We start from the raw sequence: 15,630 nt of genomic DNA, 5'->3' as shown, positions 1-15,630 counted from the left end.
CAGGTAGCTTTGCCGGTTACGCGGGGGCGTTCCAGCCCCAGACATTCAGGCTTTTTCCGCTCGCTGGCATTGATGATAGTCAACGGCCCGCGCGGCGCATGGCCTGGCACGGGCTTCGCCCGCTTAATTCATCAGTCACTGACGCTAGGTTCACCATGGCTCAATACGTCTTCACCATGCATCGGCTGGGAAAAGTTGTCCCTCCGAAGCGGGAAATCCTGAAAAACATTTCGCTGTCCTTCTTCCCCGGCGCCAAGATCGGCGTGCTCGGCCTCAACGGTTCGGGTAAGTCCACGCTGCTGAAAATCATGGCCGGCGTCGACACCGAGTTCGAAGGCGAAGCCCGCCCGATGCCGGAACTGAACATCGGTTACCTGCCCCAGGAGCCGATCCTGGACCCGACCAAGACCGTGCGTGAAGTGGTCGAAGAGGCCGTCAGCGTGATCAAGGACGCCCAGGCCCGCCTGGACGAGGTCTACGCCGCCTACGCTGAACCGGACGCCGACTTCGACAAGCTGGCCGCTGAACAAGCCAAGCTCGAAGCCATCCTGCAGGCCGGCGACGGTCACAACCTGGAGCGCCAGCTGGAAGTCGCCGCCGATGCGCTGCGCCTGCCGGCGTGGGACGCCAAGGTCGAGTTCCTGTCCGGTGGTGAAAAACGCCGCGTGGCCCTGTGCCGCCTGCTGCTGTCCGCTCCCGACATGCTGCTGCTCGACGAACCGACCAACCACCTGGACGCCGACTCCGTCGCCTGGCTGGAGCACTTCCTGCACGATTTCCCGGGCACCGTGGTTGCGATCACGCACGACCGCTACTTCCTCGACAACGTTGCCGGCTGGATCCTCGAGCTCGACCGTGGCGCCGGTATCCCTTACGAGGGCAACTACTCCGGTTGGCTCGAAGCCAAGTCCGACCGTCTGGCCGCCGAATCCAAGCAGCAATCGGCCCACGAAAAAGCCATGAAGGAAGAACTGGAGTGGGTGCGCAAAGGCGCCAAGGCCCGCCAGTCCAAATCCAAGGCCCGTCTGCAACGCTTCGAAGAAATGCAGTCGCAGGAATTCCAGAAGCGCAGCGAAACCAACGAGATCTACATCCCGGCCGGCCCGCGCCTGGGTGACAAGGTCATCGAGTTCAAGAACGTGTGCAAAGGCTATGGCGACCGCGTGCTGATCGACAACCTGTCGTTCTCCATGCCAAAAGGCGCGATCGTCGGCGTCATTGGTGGTAACGGTGCGGGTAAATCCACCCTGTTCCGCATGCTGATGGGCAAGGAAACGCCGGATTCGGGCAGCATCGAAATCGGCGAAACCGTGCAACTGGCCTGTGTGGACCAGAGCCGCGAAGACCTGGATGGCAGCAAGACTGTGTTCCAGCAAATTTCCGACGGTTCCGACCAGATCCGCATCGGCAACTATGAAATCCCGTCGCGCACCTACGTCGGCCGTTTCAACTTCAAGGGCGGCGACCAGCAGAAGTTCGTCAAGGACCTGTCCGGTGGTGAGCGCGGTCGCTTACACCTGGCCCTGACCCTGAAAGAGGGCGGCAACGTCCTGCTGCTCGACGAACCGTCCAACGACCTCGACGTTGAAACCCTGCGTTCCCTGGAAGAAGCCCTGCTGGACTTCCCGGGCGCCGCCATTGTGATCTCTCACGATCGGTGGTTCCTTGACCGCGTCGCGACCCACATCCTGGCGTACGAAGACGACTCGCAAGCGGTGTTCTTCGAAGGCAACTACACCGAGTACGAAGCGGACCGTAAAAAGCGCCTGGGCGAAGCGGCTGCCCAGCCGCACCGTGTACGGCACAAAAAACTGGCCTGATCCGGCTGGTGTGAAAAAAGCGGAGTCCTCGGACTCCGTTTTTTTTGGGGCTGGGGTTTTGCAGTGTTTTTGACGGCCCTATCGGGAGCAAGCCCCCTCCCACATTTTTGAATGTGTTCACAACTCAAATGTGGGAGGGGGCTTGCTCCCGATAGCTGTTTCCTTGTTGGTGCATGCCGTGGGTGGGTAATCACTTTTTAAGTGCGATAAATCCCTATTTCCTGGGTTTATTTATATCTAATGCACCATTTAAATTCACAAAAGCGACATTTTGCCCTGTCGCGGTGCAACATGAATTGATAAAGTCCGGCTCAATCTCATTTAAAAACAATCAATTTGCCGAGACTTTTCATGATCGAATCCGTCGAATCCTTCCTCGCCCGCCTGAAAAAACGCGACCCCGACCAGCCGGAATTCCACCAGGCCGTAGAAGAAGTCCTACGCAGCCTGTGGCCGTTTCTTGAAGCCAATCCCCATTACCTGGCCTCGGGCATCCTGGAGCGCATCTGCGAGCCGGAGCGCGCGATTACCTTTCGGGTGTCGTGGGTGGATGATCACGGCAAGGTCCAGGTCAACCGCGGCTTTCGTATCCAGATGAACAGCGCCATCGGCCCCTACAAGGGCGGCCTGCGTTTCCACCCGTCGGTAAACCTGGGAGTGCTGAAATTCCTCGCCTTCGAGCAGACCTTCAAGAATTCCCTGACTTCGCTGCCCATGGGCGGCGGCAAGGGCGGCTCGGATTTTGATCCCAAAGGCAAGAGCGATGCCGAAGTCATGCGCTTCTGCCAGGCGTTCATGAGCGAGCTGTACCGCCATATCGGCGCAGACGTGGACGTACCGGCCGGCGACATCGGCGTGGGCGCCCGTGAAATTGGCTTCCTGTTTGGCCAGTACAAGCGCCTGAGCAACCAATTCACCTCGGTGCTGACCGGCAAGGGCATGACCTACGGCGGCAGCCTGATCCGCCCGGAAGCCACCGGGTTCGGGTGTGTGTACTTCGCCGAAGAAATGCTCAAGCGCGACGGCCTGCGAGTGGAAGGCAAGCGTGTCGCGGTCTCCGGCTCCGGCAACGTCGCCCAATACGCGGCGCGCAAGGTCATGGACCTGGGCGGCAAGGTGATTTCCCTGTCTGACTCCGAAGGCACGCTCTACGCCGAAAGCGGCTTGACCGAGGAACAATGGTCGGCGCTGCTGGAGCTGAAAAACGTGCAGCGCGGGCGCATCAGCGAACTGGCCGGCCGTTACGGCCTGGAGTTCCGCGCCGGCAAAACCCCTTGGGAGCTGGCCTGCGACATTGCCCTGCCATGCGCTACCCAGAACGAACTCGACGCCGAAGCGGCCCGCACGCTGCTGCGCAACGGCTGCATCTGCGTGGCCGAAGGCGCCAACATGCCGACCACCCTTGAGGCTGTGGATATCTTTATCGAGGCGGGCATCCTGTTTGCGCCGGGCAAGGCATCGAATGCCGGCGGCGTCGCCGTGAGCGGCCTGGAGATGTCGCAGAACGCCATGCGCCTGCTGTGGACCGCCGGTGAAGTGGACAGCAAGCTGCACAACATCATGCAGTCGATCCACCATGCCTGTGTGCACTACGGCGAAGAGAACGGTCGGATCAACTACGTGAAGGGCGCGAACATTGCGGGCTTTGTCAAGGTTGCCGACGCGATGCTGGCCCAGGGCATCGTCTAAGCCTCGGCCTCGATGCGCAGCACCTCGATCAATTGGTCGCCGACGGGGCGCTTCCACAGCACCTCGTCACCCACCTGGGCGCCCAGCAAGGCACGGCCCAGGGGCGAGCCCCAGTTGATCAGGCCGGCGCCGGCATCGGCCTGGTCTTCCCCGACCAATTGAATGCGCTGCTGCTCGTCATGCTCATTGGCGAACGTCACCCAGTTGCCGATCTGCACCTTGTCGGTAGACGTAGCGGGCGCCACCACCTGGGCGCTTTGCACGCGCTGGTTGAAGTAGCGCAAATCCCGCTCAAGGTCGGCCTGGCGCTGCTTATCGGCCTGTTCGCCCTTGGCGGACTCGGCGCTGTGCGCGGCTTGTAGCTGCGTAACCTTGGCCTGCAATTGCGCCAACCCTTGCGCGGTCAGGCGATTGGGCTGCTCACTGACCTGGCGCTCCACCGGCTGATCTGCCTGGGCGGCGGCGTTGTCCTCATTTACAAAAGCTCGGCTCATGACGTTCTCCCTCTATGGAGCTTGGGCCATGTTCGCCGCGCTTTAGTTTCGATGAATGTCTGAAAGCGACCTATTGCGAGCGATAGGCCCGCGCAGCATCCCGGTTCTTCTCCTGTTGCCAGGCGCGTTCACGGTCATCCCAGTGATTGTCCTTGTAGTCGCGCAGCTCCTCGTTCTCGCGCATGGCCTTGCACTGGCGAAAACCATCCTCCCAGCCTTCGGCGTAGACCCGGTCTTTCAGGTAACGCGGCACGTTTTTGCGAAACACCCCGGTGATCACCCCCGCCGCCTGGCGGCCGCTGCTGCACCCATCGTCAAAACCATCGGCAAAGGCGGGCGGATAGCCCCGAGCCAGCAATTCCTGATGGGTTGACTGGCAACCCGATAGCCACACCACCGCACACAGCATTACTGCATACCGCCACATTGCTTGCTCCCTGGCCGTTTCACGGCTGATAGGAGAAGTCTAGATAGGGATTTGTCGGGGAGGTGTGAAAGGGGTGTGAGAAAGGTGTGGAGCACGATGAGATCGAGCGGTCGGCACCGAAGCCGTTGGCGTCCTCACCACAAGGGCCTATGTTGCCTGGTTGGTCGCCAGAGCCGCATGTTCCGCCAATTCCTGCTGGATAAACGCCGCGATCATTGCGCGATAGACCTGCTCGGTCACCTCGGGGGTGGCACCCACGGTCTGCGCCAGATCCCGCACCTTGGCGATCACCTGCTCGACCCGCTGCGGGGCCTTGACGCCATCGGTATCTTTTTTGAAGCGTGCCGCCTGGGAGACGTAGCGGCCGCGTTCGGCCAGCAGGGTGACGATTTGCTGGTCGAGGCGGTCGATGTTGTTTCGAACTTCTTCAAGGGTGGTGCAGGTAACGGCCATGTCGAGTGAACTCCTGATTGTGCGGGCAATGCTGACAAAAGGTGTTAGTCAGTAGTGATACCACTTCACCTCAAGCATCACTTCATTCACCGGCGTCGACAAGTGGCTGTACTCGCGCTGTGCACTCAGGCGCAGGCCGAGGTTGCGGGACAGTTCCCACTGCTGGTTCAGGCTGAGGCTGCGACGTACCTCGCCATTGGTGAAGAAGTCTCCTTTAGCCTCCAGGCTCAAGTTGCCCAGGGGGTTTTTCCACAGCACGCCGGTATTGAACCCGGCAGCGGGGGAGATGGCTTCGTTGAAGTCGTTGTTGTGTTCCACACGCACGGTGCCGAGGGCGAAGCCGAGCATGTCGTCGCGCAGTTGCCAGGTGCCGCCGGCGCCGCCGTTGACGTGGGCGACCAGGGTTTCGTCGTCGTGTTTACCGGGCACCCGCTCCAGGCCACCGGTGACTTGCCAGGACCACGGCTGCAGCAAGGCGTTGCGCGGGGTCAGGGAGCGGATGGTGGCCAGGTCCAGTTGCTGCAGTTGCCAGTGGTTGCCTTCGTACTGGCGCAGTTTCATCTGCAGGATTTCGATCTGGGCGCCGAGGGGGAAGCCTTCGGCGTTGTCGTTGAGGTCGTGGTAGGCCATGCGCAGGCCGTATTCGCCGAAGGCCTTGTCGCCACGGGTGCCGATGCCGGCTTGCCAGGTGCGGGACTCATGGCCGTTTTCGGGCAGGCCGGGGGGCGTGATCGTCAGGTCGGGCGCGGGGTTCTGGTTGATCGCGCGCAGCAGTTCGAAGCTGCGTTGGGAGCGCGCGGTGTCGCGCTCGAGGCCATTGGCACGGTAGCGGCCCAGGCGGTAGGCGGCGTCGATGATCAGGGCCTGGCGGTCGCGAGGCAACGCTTTAAAGGCCGGTTCCTGCAGTTGTTGCTGGTCGTCGCTGACCTTCAGTACCCATTGTTGCTCGTCGCTGTTCAGCGGCTTGGTACGCTCCAGCAACTCGCGCTCGCGGGAGGGGCGGTAGTCGATCTTTTCCACCAGTCCCGCATCCTTCACGGCCTTGACCGTGTCGGTGGGGATCGCGGTAAGCGGGAATTGCTCGGTCAGGCGCAGGCCGGGGCGCGCCACTTGCAGCAGTTCCAGCAGGCGATAGGAGCAGTTTTCATCGAAGAAAAAGTAGTCGAACTGGATCTGCTTGAGCTCCCACACGTGCTCGACCATGCGCTCGGTCTCGACCTGGGTGAGGTTGAGGCGGTATTCCCACAAGTCGCGGTTTTCGAGACTACGGTATTCGGAGAGTTTTTCCTGGTAGGGCACCAGGGCGAACAGGCCGGGGTAGCCGCCCATCAGGCCTTTCCAGGCGTACAGGATGCTGTTGTCCGAGCCTTCGATATAGGCGCCGAAGTTGATCGCGTAGCTGAGCAGCGCAGTCTTGTTGCTCTGCACGTCGGCCTGGTCGATACGCAGCAGGGTATGGCCGAACATCGACGACGGACTGTTGAGGTAGGCCGCCGGGAAGATCATCACCGCGCTATGGGGGGCGACGTCCTTGAACCATTGCTTGAATTCCTTGCAGTCCACGGCGGGCAGGTCAGTGAGGTGCAACTGATCCTTGAGCCAGCGGGTACGTGCGGGGTAAACGCATTGGGCGTGTTTTTCACCCAGGCTGGCCGGAGCGTAAAGCACTTCAACGGTGGCCTTGAGTTCTGCATCCGGGTGGTGGGCGCCATCGGCGGCGAGGAAGAATTTCTTTTCACTGACATAGCTGCGCCAGCCACTGATTTTGCCGGCTTCGTAATGGCCCAGAGAAAGCCAGAACGGATCATTGGCCAATTGCTGCAAACGTTGATCATCAAGATGCGGTGCCGCGTACAGCGGGGCGCAGGCAAAGAGTGCCATCCAGGCAAAGCGTTTGAGCATAGGGGCAACTTAAGTCGGAAATTAGAGAGACCCAAGGAGAGGCGGGTCCAAAAATAAAACCCGCGCCTGGGTAGGCGCGGGCAGGACGAGCTTAAGCCTGGGTAGCGTATTTCGCCAGACGGGCATCGCCTTTCAGTACAGCCAGGGTGTTGTTGTGCACGTCTTCAGCGGTCACATCGGCCTTGCTGAAGATTTGCTGGAAGTGTTCGTGAGCCACGGCAGCGAAGTGCTCGCGATCTTCCGGAGCAACGCCCAGTACCACGGCGTAGGTGGTCAGTGCTTCGCCATTACCCTTGGCCATGTCTTCGGACAGCTCGTTCATCATGCCATTCATGGCAATCCAGGACTTGCCGCCGTAGGTCAGCGCGCTGTTGGTGCTGCAACCGTTGGTGCCCGAGGTCATGCCGAAGGTGGCGTTACCCGAAGTACCGTTGGTGGTGGAAGCCAGGAAGTGAGCTGGAGTACCGCGCTGGCCTTCGAACAACATGTTGCCCCAACCGCAGTTCGGGCCACCTGGTGCTTCAGCCATTGCATTGAGGGAGACGACGGTGAAGAGAGTACCGAGAAGGATCCGTTTCATAGCTTTGTTCTCTTTGTGTGCAAACCAATGGACAAGGGTTCAGGCACTTCATAGCGCCCTCGGGATCGGTTATTAGTCCAACCCGCGCAGTTTGGAGTTTAGGCACGTTCCAAGGGTTCCGTGTGTTTTTATAAAACAATCAGCAATGTCGCGATTTTTTTTGCAGGGCGCCTCCCGTGTCCAGGGTTTCCCAACGGCGCGCCTTGCCAGAGCGCGCAACAGGGAGCCAGAATGCCGTCATCTGCCCCGCCTGATGTAAGGAAGCCCGATGCCTGATCCTGTTGCTGCCAGCTTGCGTCTAGCGCCCGAAGCGCTGACTCGCCCTTTCTCCGCTGAACAGTTCAGCTTCTCGACCACCAATGATTTGGAGCCCTTTCGCGGTGTGCTTGGCCAGGAACGTGCGGTTGAAGCGTTGCAGTTCGGCGTGGCCATGCCGCGCCCCGGCTACAACGTATTTGTCATGGGCGAGCCGGGTACCGGCCGCTTTTCGTTCGTCAAACGCTACCTGAAAGCCGAGGGCAAGCGCCTGCAGACCCCGGCGGACTGGGTCTATGTGAATAATTTTGACGAGCCTCGCGAACCCCGCGCCCTGGAATTGCCAGGCGGCGGTGCGGCGGCGTTCATTGCCGATATCAATGGCCTGGTCGACAACCTCGTCGCGACCTTCCCGGCGGTGTTCGAACACCCGACTTATCAACAGCGCAAGAGTGCCATCGACCGCGCTTTCAACCAGCGCTATGACAAGGCCCTGGACGTGATCGAGCGCCTGGCCCTGGAAAAGGACGTGGCGCTGTACCGCGACAGTTCCAACATCGCCTTCACCCCGATGCTCGACGGCAAGGCCCTGGATGAGGCCGAGTTCTCCCAGCTGCCGGAAGTGGATCGCGAGCGTTTCCACACGGATATTTCCGAGCTGGAAGAACGCCTCAACGAGGAGTTGGCCAGCCTGCCCCAGTGGAAGCGCGAGTCCAATAACCAACTGCGTCAGTTCAACGAAGAAACCATCACCCTGGCCTTGCAGCCTTTGCTCGCACCGCTGTCGGAAAAGTACGCGGAGAACGCCGGTGTCTGCGGTTACCTGCAGGCCATGCAGGTGTACCTGCTGAAAACCGTGGTCGAGCAACTGGTGGACGACGCCAAGACCGACGCCCAGGCCCGCAAGCTGCTCGAAGAGCAATACTGCCCGAGCCTGGTGGTGGGCCATCCGGTCAACGGTGGCGCGCCGGTGGTGTTTGAACCGCACCCGACCTACGACAACCTGTTCGGCCGTATCGAATACAGCACCGACCAGGGCGCGCTGTACACCACCTATCGCCAGTTGCGCCCGGGCGCTTTGCACCGTGCCAACGGCGGGTTCCTGATTCTTGAAGCCGAGAAGATGCTCAGCGAGCCGTTTGTGTGGGACGCCCTCAAGCGTTCCTTGCAGTCGCGCAAGCTGAAGATGGAATCGCCCCTGGGCGAACTGGGCCGCCTGGCCACCGTGACCCTTAACCCGCAGATGATCCCATTGCAGGTCAAGGTCATCATCATCGGTTCGCGCCAGTTGTATTACGCGCTGCAGGACGCCGATCCGGACTTCCAGGAGATGTTCCGGGTGCTGGTGGATTTCGACGAAGATATTCCGATGGTGGACGAGAGCCTGGAGCAGTTCGCCCAGTTGCTCAAGACCCGCACTTCGGAAGAAGGCATGGCGCCGCTGACTTCGGACGCGGTGGCGCGGCTGGCCACCTACAGCGCACGGCTGGCGGAGCACCAGGGCCGTTTGTCGGCGCGTATTGGGGATTTGTTCCAGCTGGTCAGCGAAGCGGACTTTATCCGGCACCTGGCGGGCGATGAGATGACCGATGCCGGCCATATCGAGCGCGCGCTGAAGGCCAAGGCCACGCGCACCGGGCGTGTGTCGGCGCGGATTCTCGACGATATGCTCGCCGGGGTGATCCTGATCGACACCGCCGGCGCGGCGGTCGGCAAGTGCAACGGGCTGACGGTGCTGGAGGTCGGCGACTCGGCGTTCGGTGTGCCGGCGCGGATTTCCGCCACGGTGTACCCGGGCGGCAGCGGAATCGTCGACATCGAGCGTGAAGTTAACCTCGGGCAGCCGATTCACTCCAAAGGCGTGATGATTCTCACCGGTTACCTGGGCAGCCGCTATGCCCAGGAATTTCCGCTGGCGATCTCGGCGAGTATCGCGCTGGAACAGTCCTACGGTTACGTGGACGGTGACAGCGCGTCCCTGGGCGAGGCCTGCACGTTGATCTCGGCCTTGTCGAAGACGCCGCTCAAGCAGTGCTTTGCGATCACCGGTTCGATCAACCAGTTTGGTGAAGTGCAGGCCGTGGGCGGGGTCAACGAGAAGATCGAAGGCTTCTTCCGCCTGTGCGAAGCCCGCGGTCTGACCGGCGAGCAAGGGGCGATCATTCCCCAGGCCAACGTGGCCACGTTGATGCTGGATGAGAAGGTGTTGCAGGCCGTGCGCGCCGGGCAATTCCACATCTATGCGGTGCGGCAGGCCGACGAGGCATTGAGCCTGCTGGTGGGCGAGGATGCCGGTGAGCCGGACGCCGAGGGGCAGTTCCCGGAAGGCACGGTCAATGCCCGCGTGGTCGAGCGCTTGCGCGCGATTGCCGAGATGATCAGCGAGGAAGACCTGAAGGAAGCGGAGAAGGAGCTGGCGCAGCAGGCGCTGGCCGAAGCCAAGCCCACCTGAGTTCTGAGGCCAGGCCGGATCAAACATGTGGGAGGGGGCTTGCTCCCGATTGCGATAGGTCAGTCATGTAGATGTCGACTGGCACACTGCATCGGGAGCAAGCCCCCTCCCACATTTGGATCTGGTTGCGTCACTAAATTGACGTCCTTCTGAGGGGCCAACGCCCGTTGGTCCCTACAGCCTTGGTTTGTCGTGGTTTTATTCTATTCTGAGCGTAGGGATATCCACAGGAGTCGCTGGATAGAAACAGCCTCGCCATAGGTTGAGGCTGAACACCGATCTACCGAGGGTCGCCGCCATGCCGCGCAACCTTTGCCTTACCCGCCAGTGCTTCGGCCTGGTTACCCGAATCGAATGCTCCGTTCGCCCGCTCGCGGGGGATAACGGAATGTGGACCTTGTTGTTTGCCGCCGGAATGACGGGTGAGCAGCCTTCCACAATCAAGTCCCAGGGCCCGTTTCATGGGCCCTTCGTGGCAGAAAGCATGCTGCAATCGATCGTCGACAGCCTGACCCTGCACGGCTATGAGCTGGCGGGTGACCCGCAGATCTGGTGCCTGCACATGCAGGCCCATCTGCGGCAGCTCAATGGCAGCCATGAGCAACTGGCGCTGTAGGCGCGGTTATTTGCTCTCGGGTTTGTCCAGCTTGACCTCAAAGCCGTATTGCACGGTACTCAGGTCGGTGCGCTGGTAGCTTTCCAGTGCCGTCGGCTGGCCGTAGAAGTAATGCACGTCAAACAAGGCCGTGCCGTATTCCTCGGCGCGATGGCTGACGCCGAGGATTTCCTTGAGGTAGTTGCCGCTGGCGTCCTTGGCATAGAAGCGCCAGCTGTCGGCCGGGAACTCCTTTTGGTCGACGATCAGTGCGTTGTCTTTGAGCGACAACCCCTTGGGCAGCTTGGCCGCATCGATGTCGCCTTTCTCGATAGTCGCCAGGAACAGCGGGATCGAACCCACCACAAACGCCGGGTTTTCCGGGAACAGGTTGAGGTCGTAGGTGAGGGTGCCGCGGGCCGGGTTCAATTCATACGCCTCGGTCGGCAATTCGATGGGCTCGCCGCGTTCACCTTTCTCATCGGCAGTGAAGAACGTCACCGGTGATTCGCTGCTGTTGCGCTCGCTGCCCACCAGGTCGTCATTGAAGGTGAATGGGTGGTCGAACACGATATGGGCGGCGCTGGCGTCTTCGACGGACTGGCTGATGGTGACGCTGTTTTTCAGTTGTTCCTCGGTCAACGAGGCGTCCTTGAGCCAGCTGGCGGCGCTGTCGTCGTACACGGTGACCGGCATGGGCAAGGCTTGTACGGTTTTTTCCAGGCTGTTCTTGTCGAAGCGCAGGACCGGCAGGTCGAGGTCCTTGCGGGTGACCGTGGCCGTGGAGAAATCCAGCACATTGATCTGCAGGGTGTCGATCAGGCCATTGAAATAGACCTTGGCGTAATGGCTGCTCTGCTTGTGTTCGAAGGCTTTCTGCTCATCGACCAGTTGCTTTTCAAACCCATCGGACCAGGCCTTCTGTTTTTGCATCTCGGCCAACTGCTTCTGGTAGAACTCGACTTGCGCGCTGCTTTCGTTGATCGAACCCGAGCGTGTGAGGAATTGCCCGGTGCCGTCCCGCGCCTGTACCAGCAAGGGGTTAGGCGATTCGTCACCCACTTCGGGGGCCAGTGGTTGGCTGTTGGTCAGTTCGATTTCGGCGTAGTTCTTCTCCAGGAGCAGCAGGTTGACGGTGATATTGCCTTCGGTGCGTTTGTGGCCCACGTCCTTTTTCGACAAGTCGAAGGTCAGCACTTTGCCCGGTGCGATCACTTCCACTGCGCCTTTGAGGCGAACGGGTTGCGGCTGGCTTTTGTTTTCCGTCTCGATGCCATCGATAAACGGGTAGGTGACCGTCAGGTCATCCGGGTTGGTCAGGTTGGAGCTGCTGGGGCTCAACTGGATACCGGGATCGGTTTCGGACCATTCCGGCTGGAACGGCACGACCTTGTTGTTGCTCAAGGTGACGGACTGCCATTCCAGGCCGTGGGGGAAGGGGAACTGGTCCGGCACATTGAAGTTGAACGGGAAGACCGGCTGCAGATCGGTCAGGTAGTCGGAATGTGAGGCTTTGCGCAGTACGAACAAGCCATTGATGTAGGTGTCCACCAGCCCTTGCGGCGTGGGGTAGTGCTTGAGCAGCGCGAGGCTGTCCTCGCCGTATTCGGCCTCGATGGGCTTGGTGGCGAGCTTGACCCGCGCCCGTTCCAGCAGCAGCAGCGAGCCGCCGAGGTCGGCAATGGCGTCGCGCAGTTTCGGATCCTGGATGCTGTCGAGGGACTGCTCGAACTTCGCGGTTTTCTCTTCGAGGGTGGCCTGTTTCTGCTCATCGCTTGGGGAACAGCCGCCGGCCAGCAACAAGGCGGCGCACAGGCCAACGCTGGCCAAAGGGGATCGCACATCCATCATCTGAGTTTTTTCCTGTCCGACGTCATCGAGCCGAGTTATTGGGCTCGACACTAGCAGAAAAATTCTCTTACAGATGCCGCCCAGGTCAGTTTTCTCGTGGTTACAGGTGTCTTATAGCGGCTGGTATACTCGCCGCCATTTCTAGCCATGCTGTGTGAGATCCAATGGAACGCTTTATCGAAAATGCTATGTACGCCTCGCGCTGGCTGCTGGCGCCTATCTATTTCGGCCTGTCCCTCGGGTTGCTGGCGCTGGCGCTGAAATTCTTCCAGGAAGTGATTCACCTGCTGCCGAGCGTGTTCTCGATGGCCGAGTCCGAGCTGATCCTGGTGCTGCTGTCGTTGATCGACATGGCCCTGGTCGGCGGCTTGCTGGTGATGGTGATGATTTCCGGCTACGAGAACTTCGTCTCGCAGCTGGACATCGATGAAAACAAGGAAAAGCTCAACTGGCTGGGCACCATGGACTCTTCGTCGCTGAAGATGAAAGTAGCGGCCTCCATCGTGGCGATTTCCTCCATCCACTTGCTGCGCATCTTCATGGACGCCAAGAACGTCGATCCGCAACACCTGATGTGGTACGTGATCATTCACATGACCTTCGTGATCTCGGCGTTCGCCATGGGTTACCTGGACAAGGTCACCAAGCACTGATGCCCCGCGCTGGCCTTACTGCTCGATGAAGTAGTAGGGCTGGCGGTTGATGGCCATCTCCTTGATCACCGTGACCTTGGTGGTCAAGTCGTTGGTATGGTCCAGCAGCGCAACGTTGCCGGGCTGGGCCGCAAGGTAGCTGTGCAGTTCGGGTTCCGTCTGCAGGATCCTCAGGTAACTCTTCATATAGAACACGCCGGCCCCCGCGATCCGCTCGTTGGGCTGGAACAGCGCGACTTCCTTGCCTTGCGCCTGCAGTGCCTGGACCTGACTGATCACCGGTACGAATGACTGGCGCGCGTCAGCTTTTGGCGCGAACCAGAATGCGGTCACCAGATAGCAGGCGATGAGCAGGCTGAAGACGCCGCCGATCACATGCCGGTGGTAGCGGTACAGCGCCGGCTTGTGGTCCTTGAGCCATTCCAGCAACACCCGGGCGTATTCGGCGGCCAGTACGGCGGCGGCCGGTGTCAGGGCCATCAAGTAAACCGTGCGCTTGCTTGAGGCCAACGTCAGCAGGGTGAACTGCGCCACCAGCCATATGCTGAAAAACAGGCGATAGCGGTTACGCACCAGGCTTTTACGGAAATGCCACAGGCCCAGGTACACCAGGATGTTCCACGGCAGGAAGGCCTCGGGCAGCTTGGCGATGTAGTAGTAGAACGGCTCGTAATGCCCGGCCTCTACGAACGAGCCGCTGAAGCGCCCGACGCTGTTGGTCCACAGTACTTCGCCCACGGCCTGCATCCCGCCGCGCTGGAACAGGAAGCACAACCAGATCATCAGCGGCACCAATGCCAACAGGGTGAACAGCGCCGGCTTGAGCCAGTCGGCGAGGCGCAGGCGCTTGTCCATCAGGCTGGTGCTGGCCAGGTACACGAAAATCACGATGCCCGGCATCGCCAGGCCCAGTACGCCTTTGCTCAAGGTGGCGATCACCATGCCGGCGGTAAACAGCGCCCAGGCCCAGGTCGTCGAGCCTTGGCGCTCGGACTCAGGCCGCATCGCCTGGTAGAACGCCAGCAGCGCGGTGGTCACGCCGAGGCTGAGCAGTGAGTCTTCCCCCACGCCACGCACATTGCTCCAGTAGCTGGCCATGGTCGCCAGGATCAGCGCCGCACTGAAGGCCAATGTTTTCGGGCGCCCGAACCTGCGCAGCATTCCATAGAACAGCATCACGCTGAACAGACCGGCAAATGCCGAGGCCAGGCGGACCGCCCCAGGCGTGCCGCCGAACAGGCGAATCGCTCCGGCGTCCAGCCACAGGCTCAGGGGCGGTTTTTCCAGGAAGGGTTCACGAAACAGTTGCGGCACGACCCAGTCATTGTCCAGGTGCATGGCCATGGCGATCCCCGCGACGCGGGCCTCGGTGGAGCCTTGCAGTTCGTGGTTTCCCAGGGCAAAGAAGAACAACAGAGCAGCAAGCAGGAGCAGCAGGGGAGCGGGGCGCGTCATGGAGTCTGGCTACCGAGGCAGGCGGCCGTTCGGGGGAACGGCTCGCAATCGGTGAGTATAGGGAGACGATTCTTAATATTTCATGAATGGGAGTGGTTTTATGTCGCTGGGCCAGGAGGTTGACGTCCCCCTGGCTTCGCGTGAGGCATTACGAGGCTTTGACTTTGAACCGGCTCAAGCCCTGTTGCATGGAGCTGGCCCGTTCCGACAGGTTCTTGGCCGCCACCGCGCATTGCTGGGAGTTTGCCTGATTCTGCTGGGTGACTTCGTCGATCTGCTCAAGGCCGATACTCGCCTGTTGCAGACCGGAAGCCTGTTCGCTGGAGGCTTGGTAGATCAGCGACACCAGGCTGGAAACCGTGCTGGTGCCGGTGACGATATTTCTCAACGAGTCGGCTGTGCGGCCGGCGATGACCATGCCGCGTTGCGTTTTGGTCGAAGAATCGGCAATCAGCGCGGCGGTTTGCTGGGCGGCTTCGGCGCTGCGGGCGGCGAGGCTCCTGACCTCATCGGCGACCACCGCAAAGCCACGGCCCAGTTCGCCGGCACGGGCGGCCTCGATGGCCGCGTTCAGCGCCAGCAGATTGGTTTGAGCGGCGATGTTGTCGATGGTGGTGATAATGGCCGTGATGTCTTTGCCCGAGTTGTCGATTTCCGCCATGGCGGCGATCAATTCACTCATCAACTTGTCACTTTCCCCGGCGTCGGCGCGGGAAGCCTGGGATTGCTCGTCGGCCTTTTTCGCATTGGCGGCGTTGTCGGTGGTTTGCGCTGCCATCTGGGTCATCACCGCACTGATTTCAGTGATGGACGAGGCAGAATTGGACGCGCCGTCGGACAGCGACTGGCTCAACTCGGTGACCTGCGCGGAACTGCCGGTGATTTGCGTGGCGCTGGCCTGCACCTGGGAAATCAAGGTGTTCAGGTTGCCGACCATTTTTTCCAACGACTTGCCCAGGGTGTCATTGGGCGAGGACAGGCGCACTTCCAGATCCAGGTCCCCT

At 60.7% G+C, this 15,630-nt stretch carries 13 protein-coding genes; 5 read left to right on the top strand and 8 right to left on the bottom strand.

The features are described 5' to 3' along the window. Window positions 1-155 precede the first annotated feature (155 nt). A complete protein-coding gene (ettA, locus tag V3W40_RS21250) occupies window positions 156-1,820 on the top strand; it encodes an energy-dependent translational throttle protein EttA (protein ID WP_065925348.1) in 1,665 nt (554 codons plus the stop codon). Between the two features lie 351 nt (window positions 1,821-2,171). After that, window positions 2,172-3,509, top strand: coding sequence for an NADP-specific glutamate dehydrogenase (gene gdhA, locus V3W40_RS21245; protein ID WP_065938305.1), 1,338 nt, complete (start codon window positions 2,172-2,174; stop codon window positions 3,507-3,509). On the opposite strand, the gene V3W40_RS21240 is transcribed toward gdhA, so the two are convergent. The 5 genes from V3W40_RS21240 to V3W40_RS21220 form a co-directional block, all read right to left on the bottom strand. Then, a complete protein-coding gene (locus tag V3W40_RS21240) occupies window positions 3,506-4,003 on the bottom strand; it encodes a GreA/GreB family elongation factor (RefSeq protein WP_065925346.1) in 498 nt (165 codons plus the stop codon). The genes gdhA and V3W40_RS21240 overlap by 4 nt on opposite strands. Before the next feature lie 70 nt (window positions 4,004-4,073). After that, on the bottom strand, window positions 4,074-4,430 hold the full coding sequence (locus V3W40_RS21235; RefSeq protein WP_065938304.1) for a hypothetical protein: 357 nt from the start codon (window positions 4,428-4,430) through the stop codon (window positions 4,074-4,076). Window positions 4,431-4,577: 147 nt separating this feature from the next. Next, the gene (locus V3W40_RS21230; protein ID WP_330215606.1) at window positions 4,578-4,883 is read right to left on the bottom strand and encodes a chorismate mutase; all 306 of its coding nucleotides are present in this window, start codon (window positions 4,881-4,883) and stop codon (window positions 4,578-4,580) included. Window positions 4,884-4,931: 48 nt separating this feature from the next. Beyond that, the gene (locus V3W40_RS21225) at window positions 4,932-6,785 is read right to left on the bottom strand and encodes an Lnb N-terminal periplasmic domain-containing protein (RefSeq protein ID WP_330215605.1); all 1,854 of its coding nucleotides are present in this window, start codon (window positions 6,783-6,785) and stop codon (window positions 4,932-4,934) included. Window positions 6,786-6,876: 91 nt separating this feature from the next. Then, window positions 6,877-7,365: a DUF3015 domain-containing protein gene (locus V3W40_RS21220; protein ID WP_027605327.1), complete on the bottom strand. Its 489-nt coding sequence runs from the start codon at window positions 7,363-7,365 to the stop codon at window positions 6,877-6,879. A gap of 268 nt (window positions 7,366-7,633) precedes the next feature. On the opposite strand from V3W40_RS21220, the gene V3W40_RS21215 reads away from it, so the two are divergent. Both V3W40_RS21215 and V3W40_RS21210 read left to right on the top strand, forming a co-directional pair. Then, the gene (locus V3W40_RS21215; protein WP_065925342.1) at window positions 7,634-10,072 is read left to right on the top strand and encodes a Lon protease family protein; all 2,439 of its coding nucleotides are present in this window, start codon (window positions 7,634-7,636) and stop codon (window positions 10,070-10,072) included. 298 nt (window positions 10,073-10,370) lie between these two features. Next, window positions 10,371-10,688: a PA4575 family protein gene (locus tag V3W40_RS21210; RefSeq protein WP_027605329.1), complete on the top strand. Its 318-nt coding sequence runs from the start codon at window positions 10,371-10,373 to the stop codon at window positions 10,686-10,688. Window positions 10,689-10,694: 6 nt separating this feature from the next. Here V3W40_RS21210 and V3W40_RS21205 read toward each other — a convergent pair whose 3' ends face one another. Then, window positions 10,695-12,518 carry a hypothetical protein gene (locus V3W40_RS21205; protein ID WP_330215604.1) on the bottom strand — a complete coding sequence of 608 codons (1,824 nt, stop codon included), beginning with the start codon at window positions 12,516-12,518 and terminating at the stop codon, window positions 10,695-10,697. Window positions 12,519-12,682: 164 nt separating this feature from the next. Here V3W40_RS21205 and V3W40_RS21200 point away from each other — a divergent pair, with 164 nt between their 5' ends. Further along, window positions 12,683-13,171, top strand: coding sequence for a TIGR00645 family protein (locus tag V3W40_RS21200; RefSeq protein ID WP_017253710.1), 489 nt, complete (start codon window positions 12,683-12,685; stop codon window positions 13,169-13,171). A gap of 15 nt (window positions 13,172-13,186) precedes the next feature. Here V3W40_RS21200 and V3W40_RS21195 read toward each other — a convergent pair whose 3' ends face one another. After that, window positions 13,187-14,626 carry an ArnT family glycosyltransferase gene (locus V3W40_RS21195; protein ID WP_330215603.1) on the bottom strand — a complete coding sequence of 480 codons (1,440 nt, stop codon included), beginning with the start codon at window positions 14,624-14,626 and terminating at the stop codon, window positions 13,187-13,189. A gap of 148 nt (window positions 14,627-14,774) precedes the next feature. Beyond that, the gene (locus tag V3W40_RS34865) at window positions 14,775-15,563 is read right to left on the bottom strand and encodes a methyl-accepting chemotaxis protein (protein WP_442962864.1); all 789 of its coding nucleotides are present in this window, start codon (window positions 15,561-15,563) and stop codon (window positions 14,775-14,777) included. Window positions 15,564-15,630: the final 67 nt, after the last annotated feature.

It is taken from the genome of Pseudomonas sp. AM8 (assembly GCF_036346475.1).
In the GTDB taxonomy this organism is placed as follows: Bacteria; Pseudomonadota; Gammaproteobacteria; order Pseudomonadales; family Pseudomonadaceae; genus Aquipseudomonas; species Aquipseudomonas marginalis.
This window is presented reverse-complemented; position numbering and strand designations above follow the sequence as displayed.

Excerpts from the sequence above, each read along its gene's own strand:
- ettA (WP_065925348.1), top strand. The coding sequence starts at position 156 with ATGGCTCAATACGTCTTCACCATGCATCGGCTGGGAAAAGTTGTCCCT.
- gdhA (WP_065938305.1), top strand. The coding sequence starts at position 2,172 with ATGATCGAATCCGTCGAATCCTTCCTCGCCCGCCTGAAAAAACGCGAC.
- V3W40_RS21240 (WP_065925346.1), bottom strand. The coding sequence starts at position 4,003 with ATGAGCCGAGCTTTTGTAAATGAGGACAACGCCGCCGCCCAGGCAGAT.
- V3W40_RS21235 (WP_065938304.1), bottom strand. The coding sequence starts at position 4,430 with ATGTGGCGGTATGCAGTAATGCTGTGTGCGGTGGTGTGGCTATCGGGT.
- V3W40_RS21230 (WP_330215606.1), bottom strand. The coding sequence starts at position 4,883 with ATGGCCGTTACCTGCACCACCCTTGAAGAAGTTCGAAACAACATCGAC.
- V3W40_RS21225 (WP_330215605.1), bottom strand. The coding sequence starts at position 6,785 with ATGCTCAAACGCTTTGCCTGGATGGCACTCTTTGCCTGCGCCCCGCTG.
- V3W40_RS21220 (WP_027605327.1), bottom strand. The coding sequence starts at position 7,365 with ATGAAACGGATCCTTCTCGGTACTCTCTTCACCGTCGTCTCCCTCAAT.
- V3W40_RS21215 (WP_065925342.1), top strand. The coding sequence starts at position 7,634 with ATGCCTGATCCTGTTGCTGCCAGCTTGCGTCTAGCGCCCGAAGCGCTG.
- V3W40_RS21210 (WP_027605329.1), top strand. The coding sequence starts at position 10,371 with ATGCCGCGCAACCTTTGCCTTACCCGCCAGTGCTTCGGCCTGGTTACC.
- V3W40_RS21205 (WP_330215604.1), bottom strand. The coding sequence starts at position 12,518 with ATGATGGATGTGCGATCCCCTTTGGCCAGCGTTGGCCTGTGCGCCGCC.
- V3W40_RS21200 (WP_017253710.1), top strand. The coding sequence starts at position 12,683 with ATGGAACGCTTTATCGAAAATGCTATGTACGCCTCGCGCTGGCTGCTG.
- V3W40_RS21195 (WP_330215603.1), bottom strand. The coding sequence starts at position 14,626 with ATGACGCGCCCCGCTCCCCTGCTGCTCCTGCTTGCTGCTCTGTTGTTC.
- V3W40_RS34865 (WP_442962864.1), bottom strand. The coding sequence starts at position 15,563 with ATGGTCGGCAACCTGAACACCTTGATTTCCCAGGTGCAGGCCAGCGCC.